This is a genomic window from Streptacidiphilus sp. PAMC 29251 (assembly GCF_054208735.2).
Genome location: NZ_CM135725.2, coordinates 5525238 through 5546120, shown reverse-complemented (window position 1 = coordinate 5546120; position 20883 = coordinate 5525238). Strand labels below are relative to the sequence as shown.

Genomic DNA, 20883 nt, shown 5'->3' with positions numbered 1-20883 from the left:
GGACGGGCCCCTCCGCACCGGGTCAGCCCTGCAGCAGCTCGCCCTGCAGGCTGACCACCTGCTCGAAGTTCACCAGCGGCACCGCCTTGGGGTTGCTCATCACCACGACCGCCTCGACGTCCCCGTGCAGGAGGTAGCCCATGCGCACGGCCTGGCCGTTGTGGCTCGCCGGCTGTGCCAGCAGGTCCGACCGCACGCCGTAGACCAGGCCGGGGATGACGGTCGAGCCGTCCTCGACCAGACCTGTCACACCCGTCGGCCGGGTGGACGCCGTGTCCCCGTCGAAGACGGTGCCCGCGTCGCCGTCCGCGCGGACCTGCAGCAGGTAGACGGTGGTGCGGGTGCCGTCCGCGGCGACCCAGGCGCGGGCGGCGATGTGGCGCAGGCCGAAGGCGCTGAACTCCGAGCTGAGCTCGGGCTTGCCGCCCATGTCCTTGATGTAGGAGGCGGCCGGGTACCAGCCGGACGGGTCCGGGAGGAAGCCCTTGACCGTCTTCGCGCCGAGCGGAGCCGGCAGCAGCAGCTTCCGCAGGTCGGCCGCGTGGTCCGGGTCCCCGGTGGCGTCCTCGCCCTGGTCCGGGGTGAGCGCCTTGGGCGGCAGGGCCGGCAGCGTCAGCTGCGGGAAGGTGTACCGGCTGTCGGCCGGAGTCTTCAGCCCCGGGATGTCGGTGCGGCGCGGAGCCGTCACCGCGACGGCGGTGCCCACGCCGACCGCCACGCAGACCACGGCGGCCGTGGTCCAGCGCAGCGCGGTCCGCAGCCACCGGCGGTCGCGCGGCGGAGCCGGCGCCAGATGCGCCGGCACGGCCCACACGGTGGCGGGGTCGTACTGCGCGGGCACGGGCGGTGCGGGCGGTGCGGGCAGTTCCGTGACGGGCGGTTCCGTGACGGGCGGTTCCGTGACGGGCGGTGCGGTGACGGGCGGTGCGGCGTCCGTCGGTTCGGTGACGGGGTGCTCGGTGACGGGCGATTCGGTGACGGGCTGCTCGCTCATGTCTGGGCTCCCGGGATGGCGAGGCGGGTGAGCTGCTGCGAGAGCAGCGAGACGGCCGCGGCGCTGTCCAGCGGCGCGACCCCTTCGACGTCCATCCACACCGAGATGTCCCCGACCGAGGCGTCGCAGTCCATGTAGTCCAGCTTGTCCCCGCTCGGCAGCGGCGGCAGGTAGCAGTGGGTGGCCGGGAAACCCGGGACGCCCGGGCCGGGCCGGTAGGCTCCGGTCGCGTCGGCCAGGTGCTTGCGGGACTTCGCGGCCAGCGTCGCGGACTGCTGGTTCTCCTGGCGCAGCGCGAGGGTGATCACCGTCGAGTCCGACTGCAGGTAGGTGCGCAGCGCGTAGCCCTTGGTGTGGCTGTCCAGGAAGTCCTGCTCCTCCAGCTTGCGGTCGGCCGTGGACATGAACCCGATCGACTTGGTGAAGATCGCCTGGTACTCGGACGCGGACAGCACCGTGTCATTGCCGAACTCATAGAAGTCCGGGCCGGGTTCCATGCCCATGGGCACGGGCAGCAGCAGGTCTCCGAGCGAACCGAAGTGGTCTCCGTTGGACAGCGCGCCGTACCTCGGCGGCTTGGCCGCGGCCGGCTTCTTCGCGGCGGCCACCTGGTGCTTCGGCTTGTTCACCACCTGCAGCACGCCGAAGCCGACGCCACCGCCGACCACGACGGCGGACAGCACAGCAGCCGTGCCGAGCGCCGCCCAACGGCCTCGGCCGGGCTTCCTCACCGGTGCCGGCGGCGGAAGTTCGGTGGTCACAGTAGCTCCAACTGGCTCTGCAGAAGTGTCAGCAACGTGTTCGCGCTGACCGGGTGGGCGGAATCGATGAAGACCTCCACCGTAATGTCGCCGTGCTGGGCGTACCCGCGTCCCTCGTAGTACACGTCCGAACCCCCCAGGTTCTTCCGGCCGGGGAACACCTCGCCGCCGATCATGTGCGGCACGTCGACCGCGGTGCCGCCGGTGGCGTCGTGGGCGTAGCCCTCCTGGTCCGACATCTCGTTCCTGGCCGCGTTGCTGTCGCCGTCGGCGTACTGGACCAGATACACCGTGGTGTTCTCCGCGCCCTTGTACCAACCGGCCTCCGCGGTACGGCGGAAGCGCTGCGCCGCCAGGTGGCTGAAGGCCACACCGGGGTTGGTGAAGGTCTCCGAGAAGTCCGCGAGGTCCAGCCAGAGGTGGACCTGGCCCCGGTCGGTGAAGGCCTTCGTCCCGGCTGGGGCGGGCACCAGCAGCTTGGTGAGGTCGCCGTCGGTCTTCACCTGGTCGTCCTGGGCGGCCGGGAGCGCGGGGGTGGCGACGCGCTTCGCGGGGTACTTCGGCTGGGCGACGGTGAGCGGGGGCAGCGGGGTGGGCTTGCGCGCCGCCTGCACGGCGTAGCCGGCTCCGCCGCCGCCGAGGACGCCGAGGGCCACGGCGACCGCCATGATCAGCGCGGTGCGCCCGCGGGGGCGCCGCTTGGCGCCGGCGCCGGTGCCTGCGCCTGCCGGCGTCTCGGGGTCGGTCGACGTCTCGGGCTCAGTTGCTGCCTGGGGCTCAGTTGCTGCCTGGGGGTCGGCCGGGGCCTGGGGTTCGGCCGGAGCTTCAGGGGCGGCCGGTGCTGCGGGCTCAACTGCTGCCGTGGGCTCGGCCAACGCCTCAGCCTCAGGCTCAGGCTCGGTCGGGGGTTCGGGTTTGTCGGGTGTGGCGACGGGGGCCGGCTCTGGGGCCGCCGCGTCGGCTGCTTCGGTGGTCAACGTTCCTCCACGGGACGTCTCAGGGCTGCTCAGTAGCCGGATCAGTGGCCGGACTTGAGACGCTTCGCCTCGCGCTGCATCAATGGGTTCAGCACTGAGTGCGGGAGCTTCCCGGTCCCGGTCACAGTGATCTCGTACTCGACGTCGCCCTCGTGCGCGATACCGAACACCTCGCCGTCGCCGTCCGGGTCGGAGGGGTCGATCGCGAACCCCCTGGCGCCGGAGACACCGGAGACGCCGAAGGACTTCGCGTGGGAGCCGAAGCTCAGCCCCTGCACCCAGTCGCTCGCGTAGCCGGAGCTGCTGAAGTGCATCAGCTGGGTCTCCACGGTGTAGGTGCCGTCGTTGGTGCGGTAGGTACGGGTGGCGCCGCCCGAGCAGCCGTACTCGTCGAGGATCTTCTTGCTGGTGGTCGGGTTCCCGAGCAGCTTGGCCAGCTGGGCGACCGTCATCTTGGTCCCGTCCTGGTCACCGTAGGCGGCGGCGTCGGCCGGTACGGGCAGCAGGAAGAACCGCAGGTCACCACGGTGGGTGGAGCCGGAGACGGAACCCCTGACCGTGGAGGTGGGGCTCGGGGCGGCCGTGGGCACCGGCGCGGCGGTGGTCGGCGCGGCCGAGGGGGTGGCCGAGGCCGTGGCGCTGGGCACCGCGTCCGCGACCGTGGTGGTGGTGTCGTTGTTGTTGGAACCGACCGCCACCACGGCGGTGGCCGTCCCTACGGCGACCACCAGCCACCCGGCGACGGCGAGGGACAGGTACAGCCCCTTCCGCGAACGCGGGGCACGCGGCACGGCGTCGAAGACCTCCGGGCGGTGGCCCGGCGGGGGCGGCGGAACCGGGGGGTAGTAAGGGGGCGGCGGCGGAACCGGCGTCACCTGCTCCGGACCTGACTCCGCCGAACCGACACTCTCGTCGCCCACCGACCACTCCCACCCTCGCGATTCACCGCGGTCCCCTGGGAGGCGGCCACGCACGACGTGAAGACGGGCGTGATCAGCGAGTATGGCCAAGAAATCGGAACTCGAACAACTTCTTTACTGGATCGGTATGGACGCCGTGCGTAAACGTATGAAGCATCTTGGATTTGCATGCTTACACCCGATTTAGGACGGGGGCGGGGTAAGGGGTGGGGTAAACCGAACCCCGGTAACGGGTGGTACCGCACTGGTAGCGATCTTGGCCGCGGAGCAGGATTCAGCACGACCGGGCCACCTACCGACAGCGAGGCTGCATCGTGCCGAACACGACACCCCCGACTCGGGCAGCGCGACCATCGCTGGGCGTCCCTACGCCGAGCTGGAGCGTCCACTCGCCACGGTCGGTGCGCTGCTGGAGGCCCGCCCCTTCCACACCGGCCGGTCCGCCTACCACCACCTGCTGTTCCTGGCACAGAGCCAGGGCCTGCCGAAGCGCAGGGTCGACGAGGTGCTCGACACCGTGGGCCTGACCGGTGTGGTCCACAAGCGGACGAGCCGGTGAACGGCCTGGACCCGGACGGCGTGGTCTGGATCCGGAACCTGATGAAGGGCCTGGCCGCCGAGGACCGTGCGGTCCTGGCACCGCGCCTCCTTGGAGGAGGCGTTCATGGAACTGACCCGCGACAGCGTCGAGTACGGCCAGCCCCCGCAGCGCGCGGCCTGAGCCGCCACCCCGCAACTACGTCAGAACGTCAGAACGTCTACCGAGGAGCACCCGTGTCTGTCGCCACCGAATCCCTCGCCCTGTCGGTGCGGACCTCCCCCGCCCCTTCCCTCCGGCCTCCCTTCTCCGCCCTGCTCCGCTCCGAGTGGACGAAGATCCGCAGCATCCGCTCCACCGTGTGGACCGTGCTCGCCTTCGTCGTGGTCTCCGTGGGCAGCGCCATCCTGATCGCCCACGCCACCAAGGCGGGTTGGGCGTCGAGCAGCCCCGGCGACAGAGCCCAGGCCATCCACGATCCAGCCGGGACGCTGTTCTCCGGCGCGGGTTTCGGCCTCATCCTGATCTGCGTCCTCGGCAGCCTCGCCGTCACCAGCGAGTACTCCACCGGGACGATCAGGTCCAGCCTGCTGGCGGTCCCCCGGCGCACGCCGATGCTCGTCGCCAAGGCCACCGTCTTCACCGCCCTGCTGCTGGCCATCGGCAGCACCACCGGCTTTGTGGCCCTGTTCGTCGGCGCGAAGTTCCTGCCGTCCGAGATGCCGATGAACCTGGGCACGCACGGCGTCTTCCGGGAGACCCTCGGCTTCGGGCTCTACACCGCCATGCTCGGACTGTTCTCACTCGCCATCGGCACCCTGATCCGGCACACCGCCGGCGCGCTGACCGCCTCCGTCGGCCTGCTGCTGGTCGTCGGGCCGTTGACCACCGCGCTGCCGGGCCACATCAGCGACTTTGTGCCGACCACCGCGGGACAGCTCATCGTCCAGGCGGACGGCACCGGAATGCTGTCCCCCTGGGGCGGGTTCGCGGTATTCACCCTGTGGACCGCGGGCCTGCTGCTGGCGGCCACCTACTCCCTCAAGCACCGCGACCTCAGCTGACCCCACTTCCCACAAGCCCGCCGCCCACAGCCCGGCCGCCTCCCCACGCGGCCGGGCTGCTGCGTGGATAGGCTTGTTGTGTGGTGAGGCCGATTCTGTGGCGAGGCTCCCCAGATGGGTTGGCTCACACCACCTGTGAGGCCCTCCCACATGCTTCCATCATCGTGGGGTCTTTCCTTCGGGTTCTCCGCGAATTCCCAGCGTCCTCTCCGGCCGCGCCCCGCGGCAGCGGTCAGAGTCGTTCCCGCACCCCGTGCGGAACGACCAAGGGGGACCATGACGAGGAGAAACGACATGCACCCAAGGAATACGGTCGCGGACCAGGCAGCGAGGGCGCCGCGCTGGAAGGGCGGCGTACTCGCGGCGGCCACCCTGGCCGCGGGACTGGGCCTGGCGGCCTGCTCGTCCGGCGGCGGCGCGACCGCCGGCAGCGCTTCGACCAGCAGCGCCTCGGCCAAGTCCTCTTCCGCCGCTGGCGCGACTGCTGCCTGCCCCGCGAGCAAGGGCCCCGGAGGCAAGGCCCCCGGAGGTGCTCCCGGAACTGCGCCTGGTGGTGCGCCCGGTGGAACGCCTGGTGGTGCGCCTGGTGGAACGCCGCCCAGTCTGCCCGCCGGGGCGGTCCCGGGAGCGATCCCCGGGGGGAACACCGGGGGCATTCCGATGGCGAAGACCATCAAGCAGACGGACACCAGCACCAGCACGGTCATCAACCCCACCGGCCCGCAGATCCAATGCGCGACGTCGGGGATCACCAGCACCGACGACATCACCTACTCCTCGCCGACCACCAACGGCACCAAGACCGATCTGCAGCTGGACATCCAGGTCCCCACGGCGTCGACGGGGGAGAAAGCGCTGGTCATCTACATCACCGGCGGCGGCTTCAGCATCGCGGACCGAACCGCCAACCTGGACCAGCGCACCTATGTGGCCGACCAGGGCTACGTGGTGGTCCTTCCGCGCACCCCTTGATGCCCGGCAAGGGCGCGACGATCGGCACGCTGCCGACCGGCCGCGGCCCGGATACGGTCCACAGGCCCGCCCGACCGGCGTCAGCCGATCCCGGCAGAGGTCACCCGGTCGTTGACGATGACGACATCCACCCTGGTGGGCCTGTGGTCGTAGGTGATCGTGAAGCGCACGCCGTCCTGGCTGACAACCCGCAGCTCCCGGTGCTCCTTGGCGGCCTGCGAACGGGCGGCCCCGAGGGTCAGCCCGAGGTACTGGCAGGTGCCGACGTCCCCGACCTCGCGGAACGCGGGGGTACCCGCGGGCGGCGCCGTGACGCAGGCCGGCCGTGTGGCCTGCGCCGCCGCCGCGGTGTCCGCCGGACCGGACGACGCTCCCGTCGCGATCTGGACCGCGGCCACCACGACCGCGGTGGCGCAGCCGACCGCCAGGCCCACGGCACACCGGCGGTTCCGCCGGCGCCTCCCCACCCGCGCGGCGACCCCGGCCAGGTCCGCGTGGAGGGGACCCGCCTGGTCCGCCGCGTCCAGCAGCATCCGCTTGACCGCGTCCAGCTCCTGGGTGTCAGCCATGTCCGTCTCCCTCAAGGTCGGTGAGCACCAGCGTCCTGCCGAGCCGTGCGACGGCCTCACTCAGATGCCGTTTGACCGTTCCGGCACTGCAGCCCAGCCGCGCGGCGATCTCGTCCACCGGGAGGTCCTCGTAGAAGCGCAGTACCGCGCAGGCCCGCTGCCGCGGCGAGAGCGTGTCGAGGGCCCGGACGACATCCATGCGGTCCCCGCTGGCGGTGCTGAAGTCGCCGGTGGAGTCCGGTGTCACCAGACGTGGCAGCAGCCCGGTCCAGCGCGCCCGGCGGCGGTGCTGGTCCAGGTAGCGGTTGAGCATGACGCGGCGGACATACGGCTCCGCGGACTCGACGTCCCAGGTTCGCCGGGGTTGGGCGAACATCCGGACCAGCGCGTCCTGGACCAGGTCATCGGCCTCCGCGCGGTCCCCGCACAGCAGATAGCCGTACCGCTTCAACGCTGATCCTCGTGCCTGCACGAGCTCAGTTGCGACGCCATGCCAGTCCACCCCCCACCTCTTTCCCTGTCGTCTACTCCCACGAACGACAGCCGCAGTTCGTTGCCCCCTCGGCCAGGTCTCGCCGAGTCCACGGGATGATGTCTGCCATGGCCGCATGCGATTGCCTGGACGATCTGTGCGCGGCCGTGACCGGGGGTGTCGGCATCATCGGCGTCCGCAGTGGCCCTGGAGGACGCCGGCGAGGAGCAGCCCCCAGCACCTGACCGGCTCCGCCTCAATACCGCGGGACGCGGTCCCCCACCCGACCACCTTCCACATCAACATCGACTCACCACCGACGGAGTGACCGTGGATCACATCCTGGCGGATGCGCGCAGCCGTCTCCCGCTGGACATCTCCCAGGTGGAGACCGATGCCGTCGGTCTGCGAATCAGCGGCCCGAACTGGCATCTGCGCGTCAACACCGCATGGCGGATCGTCTCGAACGAGCCCGTTGCCGCCGCCCTGCCGAACTCCCAACAGGCACTCGATGCCCAGCCCCTGATCGACGAACTTGTCGGCCGACAGGTGGTGCGCCTGCACTTGGAGTACCACGGTGACTACGGCGACATCTGCCTGACCATGGACAACGGACATGTCTTCGAGATGCTCAGCGACATGCCCTACGGTGAGTGGCTCCTCTCGATCTGGAGGCTCGGCGACACCAGGAGAACCCCGATCTACGATCTCCCGGGCCCCTGCGCCTGGTCCTGCGTGCCGGGTACGCCACGCAGGACCAGCTGAGCTGACGATGCCGAGTCCGCCACAGCCCTGAACACCATCAGCTGGGACGTCGCGACAACCCGGAACGTGGGTGGGTCTGCGGCGCGGTCGAAGGAGTACCGCCGCCAGGGCTCGTAGGCACCTGTCCCTCTCACCGGGTGCTCAGCGCAGTTGGGCGAGGCCCTCGGCTGCGATCTGCTCGAAGACGGTCAGGTCGTTGGCGAAGATGGAGTCGGGGACCGGCCAGTGGATCACGATCTCGTCGATGCCCAGTGCCTGGTAGGTGCCGGCGTAGTCGACGAAGGCGTTGAGGGACTTCAGCGGCTGCTCGGCGGTGGAGCCCTGGAGCAGCACCTTCCGCAGGGACGTGTGGTCCCGGCCCTGCGCCTCGCAGGCGGTCCGGAGTTTGGCGAGCTGGGCCCCGATCACGGCGGGGGCCTGGTCGACGGGGACGTCGGCCGGGCCGCGCGGGTCGCCGTAGCTGACCCAGCCCTGGCCGTGCTCAGCGGTGAGCTTCAGCCCGCGCGGGCCGGTCGCCGCCACGTAGAAGGGAACGCGGGGCGTCTGCACACAGCCGGGGATGTTGCGGGCCTCGACGGCGGAGTAGTACGCGCCCATCTGGGTGGTGGAGTCCTGCGTCAGCAGCTTGTCCAGCAGCGGCAGGAACTCGTCGAACCGGTCCGCCCGCTGCCTCGCGGTCCACTCCTCCTGGCCCAGGGCCGTCGCGTCGAACCCGGTCCCGCCCACCCCGATGCCGACGGTCAGCCGACCGCCCGAGATGTCGTCGACCGTCAGCAGTTCCTTCGCCAGCGTCACCGGATGCCGGAAATTGGGTGAGGTGACGAGCGTGCCCAGCCGGATCCGCTCCGTCGCCGTGGCCGCAGCGGTGAGCGTCGGCACCGCCCCGAACCACGGCTCGTCCCGGAACGACCGCCACGACAGGTGGTCATAGGTGTAGGCGGCGTGGAACCCCAGCTCCTCGGCCCGTCGCCAGACCTTCTGACCCTCGGACCAGCGGTGGATCGGCAGAATCACGGTGCTCAGACGCATAGCTACGACTCTAATCCCTTGAGCCAAAGGGCTGTCGTCTTGAAATACTCTCTCATCCGAAGGGAGTCTCCCCTGTATTCACGGTGCGTCCCGATACGTCCAGGTCGACGTCAGTGCGGTGAAGCATGACATTCGGCCGCGGAGTCTCGAACTCCAGGCCGGTCATGTCGACCTCAACCGAGTGGGACGAACAGGTCTGAGCCACCGCCGGGCCGTTCCAGGCCCAGCCTTACGTTGTCGCAGGTCAGGACGTGGTGGGTGAACGCGAGACCGGTCCGCAGATCCCCGCCGAAAGCGGGCCTGCCCCTGACTGCGCGGGTGGATCGGCGGTAGGGGACACTCTCCCGAGCACACCACATGCACGGGGGTACAGGATGACCCGCCACGCCGGGTACAGATTCATCGCGGCCGTCCGGCGACGCAGGCGCGTCCTCGGGCGCTGGCTGCCGCCGTTGGTCCTCGCGACCGCTGCCGTCACGCTCTTCTGCTGCGCGATAGGCACAGGGACGCCCGCTGGTGCGGCTGCCGCGGTGTCGGCCCTGCCGATGCTGCTGGTGGCGGGCACCTGGCCGCTGTGGCGGGCACCCGGCCACGAGTTGCCGGAGCTCGTTCGCTGGCGCCATCGGCAGCGGCGGATCTGCTGGCGAATCGCGGTGCTCCTGCTGCTCGCCGCATCCGTCGCGCTGGTGGTCCTCAGCTACTGGACCGCGCGGCGGGACAACTACCCGGGCCTGACCACTGATGCCGGGTACGGCCAGTACGCGCACCTCATCGGGGTATCGCAAGCCGTTGCCGCCTGGTCGGCCGGCACGGCCCTGGTCCCGGTGCTGCTGGACCCGGTGATCTGGAGGATCTGGACCTACCGCTTCCGAGGCACCGTGCGCAGCACCGCCGTCGCCATGGCACTGCAGGACGGTGCCCGCTATCGGAACCTGGCAGCCGACATGATCCCCGCCCCCGGCTTTGACCCCGAGCAGGGCTGGTGCGGACGCCCGCATCCCGTCTTCAGCGCCGATCCCCCCGACGCCCCGGGCGAGCCCTGTACCTGTCACCCCAGACCGGTGACCACCAACCCCTGGCACCCCGTGCTCACCAAGGGCGAAGTCGCGTGGCAGAAGGACACCTGGATCGCCTGGGACGGGGAGACGCTGACGTTCTCCACCCGCCGCAAGAAGCCGCCGCCGCTCCCTGTGGCCACGGCTGCCGAACTCGTGCTCGTCCACGAGAGCGGCGACCGGTGGTCTGCGAGCCTGCTGATGCTGCTGGACGCCACCGGTCAACGGCTGGTGACGCTGTGGGGCGCGGAGCACTTTGACCGCCCGGTCCTCGCCGGACTGGCCGTCGCCACCGGACTGCCGTTCGCGGAGTACCAGTTGGGCATGACCGACAGCCCGCGCCCGCTGTACCGCCGCCTCTTCCCGGCGGCACGCGACCACGTGAACCTTGGCGCGTAGGGGCCCGGTTCGGCGGGTCGGTCAGGCGAACTTGCCCTCGGCGACGTTGCTGTCGGGGCCGAGGCCGTGGAAGGGGTCGCCGGTCTGGTTGGACCGGTCGGCCGGGACGAAGGTGAACTGGACCATGCCGCGGGTGGTGCCCTCCGGCGGGATCCCGGCGCGGTGCAGGCACTGGGTGGTGTTGCAGAAGGCGCCGATGCCCGCGGGCACGTCGAACGGGATCACCAGCGCCGGGTCGTCCAGCTTCGCCCTGGCCGGGCCCTTGGCCCAGCCCTGGCCGAGGTAGCCGCTGCGCATGATCCGCCGGGTGTTGGGGACGCTGTGCAGCCGGAACGCGCCGCCCTCGGCGGTGACCCCGTCGCTGATCTGCACGAAGAACTTCAGCGTCGACGTCGGGTGCTGGTCGCAGTGCCACAGGTTGCCGTAGTGGTGGACCTTCCGCTGCTCCTCGGTGAGGTGCTTGATCCGCCACATCCGCGCGTGCTGCACCCGCCACAACCCGCCGTAGTACGCGTCCAGGGTACGCAGCACCGGCGCGGTGAGCAGCTCCCGCATCGCCGGGACCCGGCTGAGCGGGTCGTCCACGTAGCGGACCACGTCCTTGATCCGGCCGCCCATGTCGACGGTGGCGGCGTCGTCCTGGATGATCTCCTCGTACCCGGTCCTGACCTCTTCGATCAGCCCGTCGCGGTAGCTGGGGTCCTGGATCGCGTACCCCATCCGCGCCACCCCCGTGGCGAGTTCGACGCCGGTCCGGTCGAGCTCCACGGCCGGGTCGGCCCTGCGCCGGCTGAGCAGCTTCCGCTGGCCCAGGTTGTTCTCAGCCCATGCGTCGTTCCCCCAGAACACACGTGATGACTCGAGTGCTATCTCCCGTCGCACTCTGGCCAACTGCCCTGCGCTCTCCAAAAAAATTCGCCCCCTGCTGTATGCCCGCCTGTTCGACGGGGCAACGAACACACCGCCTCGACCGGGAATCTTCTCACGGGGGCGTGGGGCCTGCGAGAGAATCGAACAGTGAGATTCGGCATTCTGGGTGCGACCCAGGCGTGGGACGCCGCCGGACGCCCGGTCGCGCTCGGCGGGCCGGGCCGGCGGGCGGCACTGGCCCTGCTGGCGCTGGACGCCGGACGGGTCGTCAGCGTCCAGCGGATGATCGACGGGCTGTACGGGGAGCAGCCGCCGGCCGGGGTCGGCAACGCCTTGCAGGCGCAGCTCTCCCGGCTCCGCAGTGTGCTGCGGAAGGCCGCCGGTCCTGACGGCGGCGAGCTGATCGAGAACCATCCGGCCGGGTACCGGCTCGCGGTCGACCCGGACCAGGTCGACCTGCACCGCTTCGTCCGGCTGGCCGGACAGGGGCGCGAGGCGCTGACCTGCGGCGACGCCGCCAAGGCCGCCGAACTGCTGCGGCAGGCGCTGGCCCTGTGGCAGGGGCCGGCCCTGGCCGGCCTGGGCGACGCCCCCTTCGCCGGGCCGCAGGCGGTCCGGCTGGAGGAGCAGCGGCTCACCGCGACCGAGGACCGGATCCAGGCCGCGCTGCTGCTGGGCGAGCACCGCGCGGTCATCCCGGAGCTGCGCGGGCTGGTCGCCGCCGATCCGCTGCGCGAGCGGCTCAGCACCCAGCTGGTCCAGGCCCTGCACGGCAGCGGCCAGCAGGCCGAGGCCCTGGCCGCCTACAGCGGCGCCCGCGAGGCCCTGGCCGACGCGCTGGGGGCGGACCCCGGGCCCGAGCTGGCCGCCGCACACCTGGCCGTCCTGCGGGGTGAACCGGAGGCTCCTGTTTCACGTGAAACATCACAGCGGCTGGCCCTGCCGGCCCAGCTCAACGGCCTGATCGGGCGGGCCCAGGAGCTGGCCCGGATCGAGGAGCTGCTGAAGGCGGGCCGGCTGGTGACGGTGACCGGGCCCGGCGGCACCGGCAAGACCCGGATCGCGGTCGAGACCGCCGGACGGCACCCCGGGGACAGCTGCTTCGCCGACCTGTCCGGCCTGGCCGAGGGCGGCGACCTGGCCCAGGCCGTACTCAGCGCCCTGGGCCTGCGCGGCTCGACCCTGCTGGGCGCGGCCGGGGGCCCGAGCACCCGGGAACGGCTGACCGCCGCCCTCGCCGACCGCCCGCTGCTGCTGGTCCTGGACAACTGCGAGCACCTGGTCGCGGACGCCGCCCGACTGGCCGCCGACCTCCTCGCCAGCTGCCCCGAGCTGCGGATTCTCGGCACCGGTCGGGAGCCCCTCGGCATCACCGGCGAGCAGTTGTTCCCGCTCCCCGCGCTCCCCGAACAGGCCGCCGTCCAGCTGTTCACCGAACGGGCCGGCGCCGTCCGCCCCGGCTTCGACCCGCGGCAGGACGCCGAGGCCGTGGCCGAGATCTGCCGCCGCCTGGACGGGCTGCCGCTCGCCATCGAACTCGCCGCCGCCCGGCTGCGGATGCTGTCGCCGCGTCAGATCGCCGACCGTCTTGACGACCGCTTCCGGCTGCTCACCGGCGGCAGCCGCACCGCGCAGCCGCGGCAGCAGACCCTGCGCGCGGTCGTCGACTGGAGCTGGGACCTGCTGCCCGAGGCCGAACGCAGCGTGCTGCGCCGCGCCTCGGTGTTCGCCGGCGGCTGGACCCTGGAGGCCGCCGAAGCGGTCTGCGCCGACCGGGACACCATGGAACTGATCGGCGCACTGGTGGACAAATCCCTGGTCATCGCGCAGCAGGAGGGGCAGCAGACCCGCTACCGGCTGCTGCAGACGGTCCGCGCCTACGCCGCCGAGCGGCTGGCCGAGTCCGGCGCGGAGGCCGAGACCCGGCAGGCGCACCTGCACTACTTCCTGGACCTGGCCACCGCCGCCCACCCCCATCTACGCGGCCACGATCAGGTGGACTGGCTGCGCAGGCTCGCCGCCGACCACGACAACCTCAACGCCGCACTGCGGCACGCCGACACCCGCACCGGCCTGCGGATGATCGGCCAGCTGTCCGGCTACTGGCTGCTGCGCGGACTGCGCTTCGAGGGCGCCCCCTACGCCCGCCGGCTGCTGGAGACGCTCGGCCCGCACCCGCTGCCGGGGTTGGCCGAGGAGTACGCGATCTGCGTCATCCTCGCCGTCCAACTGCCGGGCGGGCGACAGGAACTGGCCGAACACCTGGCAGTCGCCGAAGAGCTGATGCGGGAGCTGCGCCGCACCCCCCGGCGGCTGCCCGCACTGTTCCTGCTCTGGGCGCCGTTCACCGGCGTCCCCGACGACATGGAGGACCTGCCGGCCCAGGAGGCGGCGCTGTGGCTGGCCGACCCCTGGTACTGCGGTCTGATGCACATCGGCGAGGGCTTCCGGCACCTCTATGTCGACGCCGACCCCGAGGCCGCCGAGCGTGAGTTCGGTGCGGCGATCGACCTGTTCCGCGCCCTCGGCGACCGCTGGGGCATGATCATGGCGCTGGGCGAGCTGGCCACCCTCAGTTACTGGCGCGGTGACACCGAACGCTCCGAACAGCAGTCCGCGGAGTCGCTGCGGCTGGCCGAGGAGATCGGCGCCGCCGAGGACATGGCCGACCTGCTCTGCAACCGGGCCGAACGCCGGCTCCGCAGCGGACAGTTGGACGCGGCCCTGGCCGACTGCGACGAGGCCGTACTGCTCTACCGCCGGGTCGGCGCAGTCGACAACATCGTCCGCGCCAGGCTCTGCCAGGCGGCGGTGGCCCGGCTCCGCGGCGACCTCGCCACCGCGAGGCGGCTGTGCAGCCCGCTGCTCGCGGCTGCGCCGCCGGGATGGTTCGGCGGCGACTGGCTGCGGGTCTCGGTGCTGCTGGAACTGAGCCGCATCGCCACCGCCGAGGGGGACACCGCGTTGGCGCGGAAGTACGTACGACAGGCGCTGCCGCGGGGATGGACGGACGCAACCTGCCGGTGTTGGCCGAGGCGGCCGAGGCGGTGGCGGAGCTGGCCGCCCGGGAGGGGAGGGTTGCCCAGGGCGCGGGGTTGCTGGAGCTGGCGCGGGGGTTGCGGCTTGGCGGGGTGAACGCGGCGGAGGCGATTGCGGCGTTGACGGAGGAGGCGCAGCGGGGTTGAGGGTTGTTCGCGCAGTTCCTCGCGCCCCTGGGGGGCTGCCCGGCTGGGGTCGCTGACAACTGACGGTCAGCGGTTGGTAAGGGGATGGTCAGGGGGGTTCGCGAGAGTCTGGGCATGACCTCGACGACAGTCTCTCCGGCCCGTAAGTGGGGCACGCTGGCGATCTGCACCACCGCCGCGCTGCTCCTCGGTATCGACAACTCCGTGCTGAACCTGGCCATCCCCGACGTGGTGCGGGAGATGAACCCCTCCGCCACCCAGATCCTCTGGATCGCCGACGCCTACAGCTTCGCCCTGGCCAGCCTGCTCGTCGTGATGGGCGGGCTGGGCGACCGGATCGGCCGCAAACGGCTGCTGATGATCGGGGCGACCTGCTTCGGCCTGGCCTCGCTGCTCACCGCCTACGCCGGCAACCCCGACCTGCTGATCGCCGGACGGGTACTGCAGGGCATCGCCGGGGCGACGGTGATGCCGTCCACGGCCTCGCTGATCCGCTCGACCTTCACCGACGCCAAGGAGCGCACCCTGGCCATGGGGATCTCCGGTGGCGTCGCCGCCGCCGGGTTCGCGCTCGGCCCGGTGATCGGCGGGGCGCTGCTGGACCACTTCTGGTGGGGCTCGGTGTTCCTGATCAACGTCCCGGTGATGCTGCTGCTGATCACCAGCGGCTCCGCCCTGCTGATCGAGTCCCGCGACCCCTCGCCCCAGCGGCTCGACGTCCCCAGCCTGCTGCTCTCCGTGGTCGGCCTGTTCGGCGCCGTCTACGCCATCCAGACCGGCGCCCACGACGGCTTCTCGCAGACCAAGGTGGTCACCGCCGCCGCGATCGGCGCCGTCGCCCTGCTGTGCTTCGGGCTGCGGCAGAGCAGGATCGCCAACCCGCTGATCGACCTGCCGCTGCTCCGCAACCGGGCCTTCGCCGGCTCGGTCGGGGCCAACCTGGTCACCATCGTCTCGGTCTCCGCGCTGGCGCTGGCCTTCTCCCAGTACTTCCAGGACGTCCGCGGCTGGTCCCCGATGCAGGCCGGGCTGGCCACCCTGGCCGGACCGCTGGGCGCGATGATCGGCGGCCCGTCCTGTGCCGCGCTGATCCACTGGGCCGGCCGGGCCCGCACCACCGCGCTGGGCCTCGGCCTGATGGCCGTCAGCATGGTCGGCATGTCCACCGTCGGCATCAGCACCGACTACTGGGTACTGGCCCCGATCGTCCTGGTCAACGGCATCGGCATGGGCTTCATCTTCGGGGTGACCATGGACACCATGATGGCCACCGCCCCCAAGGAGCGGGCCGGCGGCGCCGCGGCCATCGGCGAGACCGCGATGGAGCTGGGCGGCGGCCTCGGCATCGCGATCCTCGGCAGCGTCCTGGCCAGCAGCTACCGCGGCGCACTGCACCTCCCCGCAGGTCTCAGCAGCAGCGTCGTCGCCGCCGCGCACCAGAACGTCGGCGGCGCGACCCTGGCCGGACGGGCCCTGCCCGCCCCGCAGGGCCCCGAGCTGCTGCACACCGCACAGCAGGCCTTCGTCCACGGCCTGCATGTCAGCTCGCTGATCGGCGGCGGTATCTGCGCGGTCGGCGCGGTGGCGGCGCTGTTCGCGCTGCGGGGGGTGCCGAAGGTGATCGAGGACCCGGAGCAGGTCGAGGAGGTGGGGAGCCTGCTCCCCGCCGTCGGCTGAGAACCGCCCCCGGTGAGCGAGGATGGACCGGTGACTACTCCTCGCCTGATCGCCACCGACCTCGACGGCACCCTGCTCCGCAGCGACGGCACGGTCTCCGTCCGCACCCAGGCCGCGCTGACGCTCGCCGAGGAGGCGGGGATCTCCATCGTCTTCGTCACCGGCCGCCCGCCGCGCTGGATGGAGTCGCTGACCGACCACATCGGCCGGCACGGGGTCGCCATCTGCTCCAACGGCGGCGCCGTCTACGACGTGCGGCGCAAGGAGCTGGTGGAGTCCTTCCCCCTGCGCGCCGAGGACTCGCTCGCGCTGGTCACCGCGCTGCGGGCGGAGCTCCCCGGCGCCTCCTTCGCCTTCGAGTACCCGTCCGGCTTCTCACAGGAACCCGGCTTCGGCTCGGCGCCCTGGGACGCGACGGACGTCAGCAGGATCAACACCGCCGAGGAGTTCCTCACCACCGCCGACGCCCACGCGGTGTTCAAGATGCTGGTCAAGCTGTCCGCCATGGACCCGGACGAGCTGCTGCGGCGCGCCTGCCGAGCGGCCGGCGGTCTGGCCGAGATCACCCGGTCCAGCCCGATGCTGGAGATCAGCGCCCTGGGCGTGAGCAAGGCGACCACCCTCGCCCGCTGGTGCGCCGAGCGGGGCATCACCGCCGACCAGGTGGTGGCCTTCGGCGACATGCCCAACGACCTGCCGATGCTGGCCTGGGTGGGCAGCGCCTACGCGGTCGCCAACGCCCACCCCGAGGTCCTCGCCGCCACCACCCTGCGGGCCGGCGACCACGACCAGGACGGCGTCGCCGCCGTCATCGAGGCCCTGGTGGCCGAGCTCTAAAGCAGCGCGGTCCAGGACACCGTGGTGCCCCGGCCGTCCGGGCCCGGGCCGTGCCAGGCCGTGCCGCCGAGGGACTCCGCCCGTTCGGCCAGATTGCGCAGCCCGCTGCGGCGCCCCTCGGCCGGGATGCCCACCCCGTCGTCGGTGACCGTGAGCAGCACCGCCGGCCGGCCGGCCGCCAGCAGCGCGGTCTCCAGATCCGGTCCGCCCAGGTCAAGACCCCCGGTCGGCCGACCGTTGTCGGCGATATGCGCGGTGGCGTCCACGGTCACCGTCACCGTCGAGGCCCGGGCATGGCGGGCCGCGTTGGACAGCGCCTCCCGCAGCGCGGCCAGCAGATGCCGGCCCAGGGGCTCGCCGACCATGGACTCCACCGGGCCGCAGAACAGCACCGAGGGCTTGAACCCCAGCGGTCCCGCCGCCTGGGTGGCCTCCCTGAGCACCTTGCTGCGCAGATCCCCGCCACCGTCCGGGGTGTCGTCGTGCTGCAGGGCGTAGATCGTCGTGCGGACCTCCTGGATGGTGGCGTCCAGCTCGTCCACCGCCGTGCTGATCCGGGTCCTGACCTCGGGGACCTTGGCCAGCCTGGCCGCGGTCTCCATCATCATTCCGGTGGCGAACAGCCGCTGGATCACCAGGTCGTGCAGATCCCGGGCGATCCGGTCGCGGTCCTGGTAGACCGCCAGCCGCTGCTGGTCCCGCTGCCCCTCGGCGAGCCGCAGCGCGAGCGCGCCGCCTGCGAGGCGAAGGCCTCGGCCAGCTCCTGCTCCACCTCGGTGAACGGCGGCTTCCCCGACTCCCGCCAGACCGCGACCGCGCCCAGGATCCGCCCCGCGCTCTTCATCGGCAGCGCCATGGCCGGGCCGAAGACCCGGGCGAACCGCGAGGAGGTGCGGCCGTCCGCGCCCATGTCCTCGACGATCACGCTGTCCCCCTCCAGCAGCCGCGCCACCTGGTCGCTGCCCGGCACGTACTCCCCGGTGACGAACCCGGCCGCCGACCCGGCCGCGTGCGACACCCGCAGCCCGCCGTCCCCGGTCGGCAGCAGGATCAGGCCGAGCGCCGCAGCGGCCAGATCCCGCACCTGCTCGGCCGCGATGGACAGCGCGGCATGGGCGTCCTCCGAGGCCAGCATGGCCGTGGTGACCTCGCCCGCGCCCGCGATCCAGCGCTCCCGGCGCCGGCCCTCCTCGTACAGCCTGGCGTTCTCGATGGCCACCCCGGCCGCCGCCGCCAGCGCCTGCATGACCTGCTGGTCCTCCTCGGTGAAGGCCGTCGGACCACGCTTCTCGGTGACGTACAGATTGCCGAAGACCTCGTCCCGCACCCGGATCGGCACGCTGAGGAAGGAGTGCATCACCGGATGGTTCGGCGGCACCCCGGTGGCCCGCGGATCCGCCGTCAGATCGTCCAGCCGCAGCGGCCGGGGATCGTCGATGATCGCCCCGAGGATCCCCCGCCCCACCGGCAGCGGACCGATCGCCGCGGCCTCCTCCTCCGTGAGGCCCACCTGGATGAAGTCCGTCAGCCCACTGGTGTGCGGCGCCAGCACGCCCACCGCGGCGTACTTGGCGTTCCCCAGGTCCGACGCGGCCGCGGCGATGCGCTGCAGGGTGGCGTGCAGGTCGAGACCCGAGCTGACGGCGACCACCGCCTCCAGCAGCTCCCGCATGCGGTCGTTGACCGCGGCCACCGCGTGCAACCGCTCGGACACCTCGGTGACCAGGGCGTCCAGCCCCAGGGTCGTACGCGGAAGGTCGGTCATGCCACCGAGGCTAGTGCGCGGCACGCGGCCCCGACAGCGGGGTTAGACCAGCAGCGCAGGGTTCTTCTGGTGGGGTTCGAGCTGCAGCGCGTCCGCCTGCTGTTCGCGGTCCCACATGGCCTTGAGCGGGCCGTCCTGGGTACTGAGCTGCTGCCAAGTGCCGCGCTGGACGATCCGGCCTTGGTCCAGCACCAGGATCTCGTCCACGGCGTCCAGCCCGGCCAGCCGATGGGTGATCAGCAGCGTGGTCCGGCCCTCCGTCGCTGCCAGCAGGTCCGCGGTCAGCGCGTCCGCGGTCGGCAGGTCCAGATGCTCGGCCGGCTCGTCCAGGATCAGCGCCGGGAAGTCCGCGAGCAGCGCCCGCGCCAACGCAAGCCGCTGGCGCTGGCCCCCGGAAAGCCGGGCGCCGTGCTCCCCCACCATCGTGTCCAGCCCGTCCGGGAGGCCGGCCACCCAGGTGTCCAAGCGCGCCGCCGTGAGCACGTGCGCGAGGTCGGCGTCGGTGCAGTCGGGGCGGGCCAACCGGAGGTTCTCGCGCAGCGAACTGTCGAAGACATAGGCGTCCTGGGCGCAGGTGCCGATGGCGGTACGGACGGTGTCGCTCTCCAGCGCGGTGACATCGGTGCCGTTCAGGGTGACGCTGCCCGAGGTCGGTTCCAGGAACCGGAGCAGGACGTTCGCCAACGTGGTCTTGCCGGAACCGCTGGGGCCGACGACGGCGAGGCGGTGGCCTGCGGGGAGGGTCAGGTCCACTTCGGTCAGGGCGGGGGTGGCCCTGCCGGGCCAGGTCGCGGTGAGGCCTTGGATGGTGAGGGGCAGGGGGTTAGCTGGGAGCGGGGAGGGTTCGGCGGGTTCCTGGATCGGGTCGGGGGTGTCGACCAGGTCCAGGACCCGCGCAGCGGACTGCGCGGAGCGGCGGCGGATCTGTGCAGCCACGGGCAGTGCGGTGGCCGCTTCGAAAGCGGCCAGGGGGGTCAGCAGGAGTACGGCGAGGAGCACGCCGTCGAGGCGGCCTGCGGCAACCGCTTGGGCGCCGAGGAGGCCGCAGGCAGTGGCGGTGAGGCCTGTCAGGGCGACGCCGAGGCCCGTGCCGACGCCGGCTCCGCCGGCGGAGCGGCGGGACATCGCGGTGAGGCGCCCGTCCGTCACCCCCAGCTGAGCGAGGCGCCTCGGCAGGGCGCCGCTGACGGTGAGTTCGGCGGTGCCGTCGAGGACGGCGACGGTCTCGGCGGCGAGACGTCCCTTGGTCGCGGCCTGACTGCTCTCGGCACGGGCCGAGAGCCGCACGGTGAGGACGGGAACGGCTACGCCGGCGAGGAGCAGCCCGATTGCGAGGAGGGCCCCCGCGGTGGGGAGGATCCAGGCGGTGACGGCGACGGTCGCCAGCCCGGCCAGGGCGGCGGAGACGGTGGGAAGCCGGAAGCGAAGCATGTAGTCCTGGACCGCGTCCACGTCGTTGACCAGGCGTGAGAGGAGGTCCCCACGGAGGCGGGAGGCGGTCGCTGTGGGCGCGAGGCGCTCCAGGCGGGTGTAGACGGTGGCCCGCAGGCTCCCGAGGGAGCGGAACACGGTGTCATGGCTGACCAGGCGTTCGGCGTAACGGAGGGCGCTGCGGGCCGTTCCGAAGGTGCGAACGGAGGTGACGGCGACCATCAGGTAGAGCACGGGCGGCTGTTGGGAGGCCCGATCGATGAGCCAACCGGAGGTTCCCATCAAGGCGGTGGCGGACAGCAGAGCAAGTGTCGCCAACGTGACCGCGAGCGCCGTCCGGCGAGTTTGCCTTTTTGTACGAGCCGCAGCGCGGATTCGCGTCAGCGGTGCCTTGAGCTTTGCCTGCGGCGCGGGGCGCTGCGCTGGCCTGGGGTTTGCCTGCGGCGCGGGGCGCTGCGCTGGCCTGGGGTTTGCCTGCGGCGCGGGTGGTTGCATGGCAGCGGGGGCGGGCCGGTTCGGGGAAGTCGCTCTGGGGCCTGCTGCGAAACGGATGGGTGAGAGTCGAGGTGCCTTTTCTACGCCGCTCCATCCGTTTCTCGCTTT

The 20883-nt window shown here is 71.8% G+C and carries 16 protein-coding genes and 2 pseudogenes; 8 read left to right on the top strand and 10 right to left on the bottom strand.

Features of this window, described 5'->3' with window-relative positions:
* Positions 1-22: 22 nt before the first annotated feature.
* The 4 genes from ACXKR8_RS26195 to ACXKR8_RS26180 are packed head-to-tail and all read right to left on the bottom strand — an operon-like array spanning position 23 to position 3652.
* Positions 23-994, bottom strand: a complete 972-nt coding sequence (locus ACXKR8_RS26195; protein WP_458267022.1) for a hypothetical protein — start codon at positions 992-994, stop codon at positions 23-25.
* Positions 991-1755, bottom strand: a complete 765-nt coding sequence (locus tag ACXKR8_RS26190; RefSeq protein WP_458267021.1) for a hypothetical protein — start codon at positions 1753-1755, stop codon at positions 991-993. Before ACXKR8_RS26190 ends, ACXKR8_RS26195 begins: the two co-directional genes overlap by 4 nt.
* Positions 1752-2732, bottom strand: coding sequence for a hypothetical protein (locus ACXKR8_RS26185; RefSeq protein ID WP_458267020.1), 981 nt, complete (start codon positions 2730-2732; stop codon positions 1752-1754). Before ACXKR8_RS26185 ends, ACXKR8_RS26190 begins: the two co-directional genes overlap by 4 nt.
* A gap of 41 nt (positions 2733-2773) precedes the next feature.
* Positions 2774-3652 carry a hypothetical protein gene (locus tag ACXKR8_RS26180; RefSeq protein WP_458267019.1) on the bottom strand — a complete coding sequence of 293 codons (879 nt, stop codon included), beginning with the start codon at positions 3650-3652 and terminating at the stop codon, positions 2774-2776.
* Between the two features lie 325 nt (positions 3653-3977).
* On the opposite strand from ACXKR8_RS26180, the pseudogene ACXKR8_RS26175 reads away from it, so the two are divergent.
* The 3 genes and pseudogenes from ACXKR8_RS26175 to ACXKR8_RS26165 all read left to right on the top strand — a co-directional run.
* Positions 3978-4285 (top strand): annotated as a pseudogene (locus ACXKR8_RS26175) (P-loop NTPase family protein); the annotation flags it as partial.
* A 141-nt stretch (positions 4286-4426) separates the two neighbouring features.
* On the top strand, positions 4427-5254 hold the full coding sequence (locus tag ACXKR8_RS26170) for an ABC transporter permease subunit (protein ID WP_458275289.1): 828 nt from the start codon (positions 4427-4429) through the stop codon (positions 5252-5254).
* 294 nt (positions 5255-5548) lie between these two features.
* A complete protein-coding gene (locus tag ACXKR8_RS26165; RefSeq protein WP_458267018.1) occupies positions 5549-6226 on the top strand; it encodes a hypothetical protein in 678 nt (225 codons plus the stop codon).
* Between the two features lie 80 nt (positions 6227-6306).
* On the opposite strand, the gene ACXKR8_RS26160 is transcribed toward ACXKR8_RS26165, so the two are convergent.
* Together ACXKR8_RS26160 and ACXKR8_RS26155 are read right to left on the bottom strand one after the other, a co-directional pair.
* Positions 6307-6795: a hypothetical protein gene (locus ACXKR8_RS26160; protein WP_458267017.1), complete on the bottom strand. Its 489-nt coding sequence runs from the start codon at positions 6793-6795 to the stop codon at positions 6307-6309.
* Positions 6788-7405 (bottom strand): SigE family RNA polymerase sigma factor, encoded by a 618-nt coding sequence (locus tag ACXKR8_RS26155; RefSeq protein WP_458267016.1) that lies wholly within the window; start codon positions 7403-7405, stop codon positions 6788-6790. Before ACXKR8_RS26155 ends, ACXKR8_RS26160 begins: the two co-directional genes overlap by 8 nt.
* Positions 7406-7597: 192 nt before the next feature.
* On the opposite strand from ACXKR8_RS26155, the gene ACXKR8_RS26150 reads away from it, so the two are divergent.
* Positions 7598-8032 carry a hypothetical protein gene (locus ACXKR8_RS26150; RefSeq protein ID WP_458267015.1) on the top strand — a complete coding sequence of 145 codons (435 nt, stop codon included), beginning with the start codon at positions 7598-7600 and terminating at the stop codon, positions 8030-8032.
* A gap of 141 nt (positions 8033-8173) precedes the next feature.
* Here the strand turns inward: ACXKR8_RS26150 and ACXKR8_RS26145 are convergent, their stop codons facing one another.
* Positions 8174-9061 carry an LLM class flavin-dependent oxidoreductase gene (locus tag ACXKR8_RS26145; protein WP_458267014.1) on the bottom strand — a complete coding sequence of 296 codons (888 nt, stop codon included), beginning with the start codon at positions 9059-9061 and terminating at the stop codon, positions 8174-8176.
* 374 nt (positions 9062-9435) lie between these two features.
* On the opposite strand from ACXKR8_RS26145, the gene ACXKR8_RS26140 reads away from it, so the two are divergent.
* The gene (locus ACXKR8_RS26140) at positions 9436-10515 is read left to right on the top strand and encodes a hypothetical protein (protein ID WP_458267013.1); all 1080 of its coding nucleotides are present in this window, start codon (positions 9436-9438) and stop codon (positions 10513-10515) included.
* A 21-nt stretch (positions 10516-10536) separates the two neighbouring features.
* On the opposite strand, the gene ACXKR8_RS26135 is transcribed toward ACXKR8_RS26140, so the two are convergent.
* On the bottom strand, positions 10537-11364 hold the full coding sequence (locus ACXKR8_RS26135; RefSeq protein WP_458267012.1) for a hypothetical protein: 828 nt from the start codon (positions 11362-11364) through the stop codon (positions 10537-10539).
* 168 nt (positions 11365-11532) lie between these two features.
* Between ACXKR8_RS26135 and ACXKR8_RS26130 the strand changes: the two genes are divergently transcribed.
* From ACXKR8_RS26130 to ACXKR8_RS26120, 3 genes are all read left to right on the top strand, one after another.
* Positions 11533-14520 carry a BTAD domain-containing putative transcriptional regulator gene (locus tag ACXKR8_RS26130; RefSeq protein WP_462099855.1) on the top strand — a complete coding sequence of 996 codons (2988 nt, stop codon included), beginning with the start codon at positions 11533-11535 and terminating at the stop codon, positions 14518-14520.
* Between the two features lie 164 nt (positions 14521-14684).
* Positions 14685-16247: an MFS transporter gene (locus ACXKR8_RS26125; RefSeq protein WP_458267010.1), complete on the top strand. Its 1563-nt coding sequence runs from the start codon at positions 14685-14687 to the stop codon at positions 16245-16247.
* A gap of 30 nt (positions 16248-16277) precedes the next feature.
* A complete protein-coding gene (locus tag ACXKR8_RS26120; RefSeq protein ID WP_458267009.1) occupies positions 16278-17084 on the top strand; it encodes an HAD family hydrolase in 807 nt (268 codons plus the stop codon).
* Here ACXKR8_RS26120 and ACXKR8_RS26115 read toward each other — a convergent pair.
* Together ACXKR8_RS26115 and cydC are read right to left on the bottom strand one after the other, a co-directional pair.
* Positions 17081-18849: pseudogene (locus ACXKR8_RS26115) on the bottom strand (GAF domain-containing sensor histidine kinase). The gene ACXKR8_RS26120 and the pseudogene ACXKR8_RS26115 sit on opposite strands and share 4 nt — an antisense overlap.
* Positions 18850-18891: 42 nt before the next feature.
* The gene (gene cydC / locus ACXKR8_RS26110; protein ID WP_458267008.1) at positions 18892-20775 is read right to left on the bottom strand and encodes a thiol reductant ABC exporter subunit CydC; all 1884 of its coding nucleotides are present in this window, start codon (positions 20773-20775) and stop codon (positions 18892-18894) included.
* Between the last annotated feature and the right edge of the window lie 108 nt (positions 20776-20883).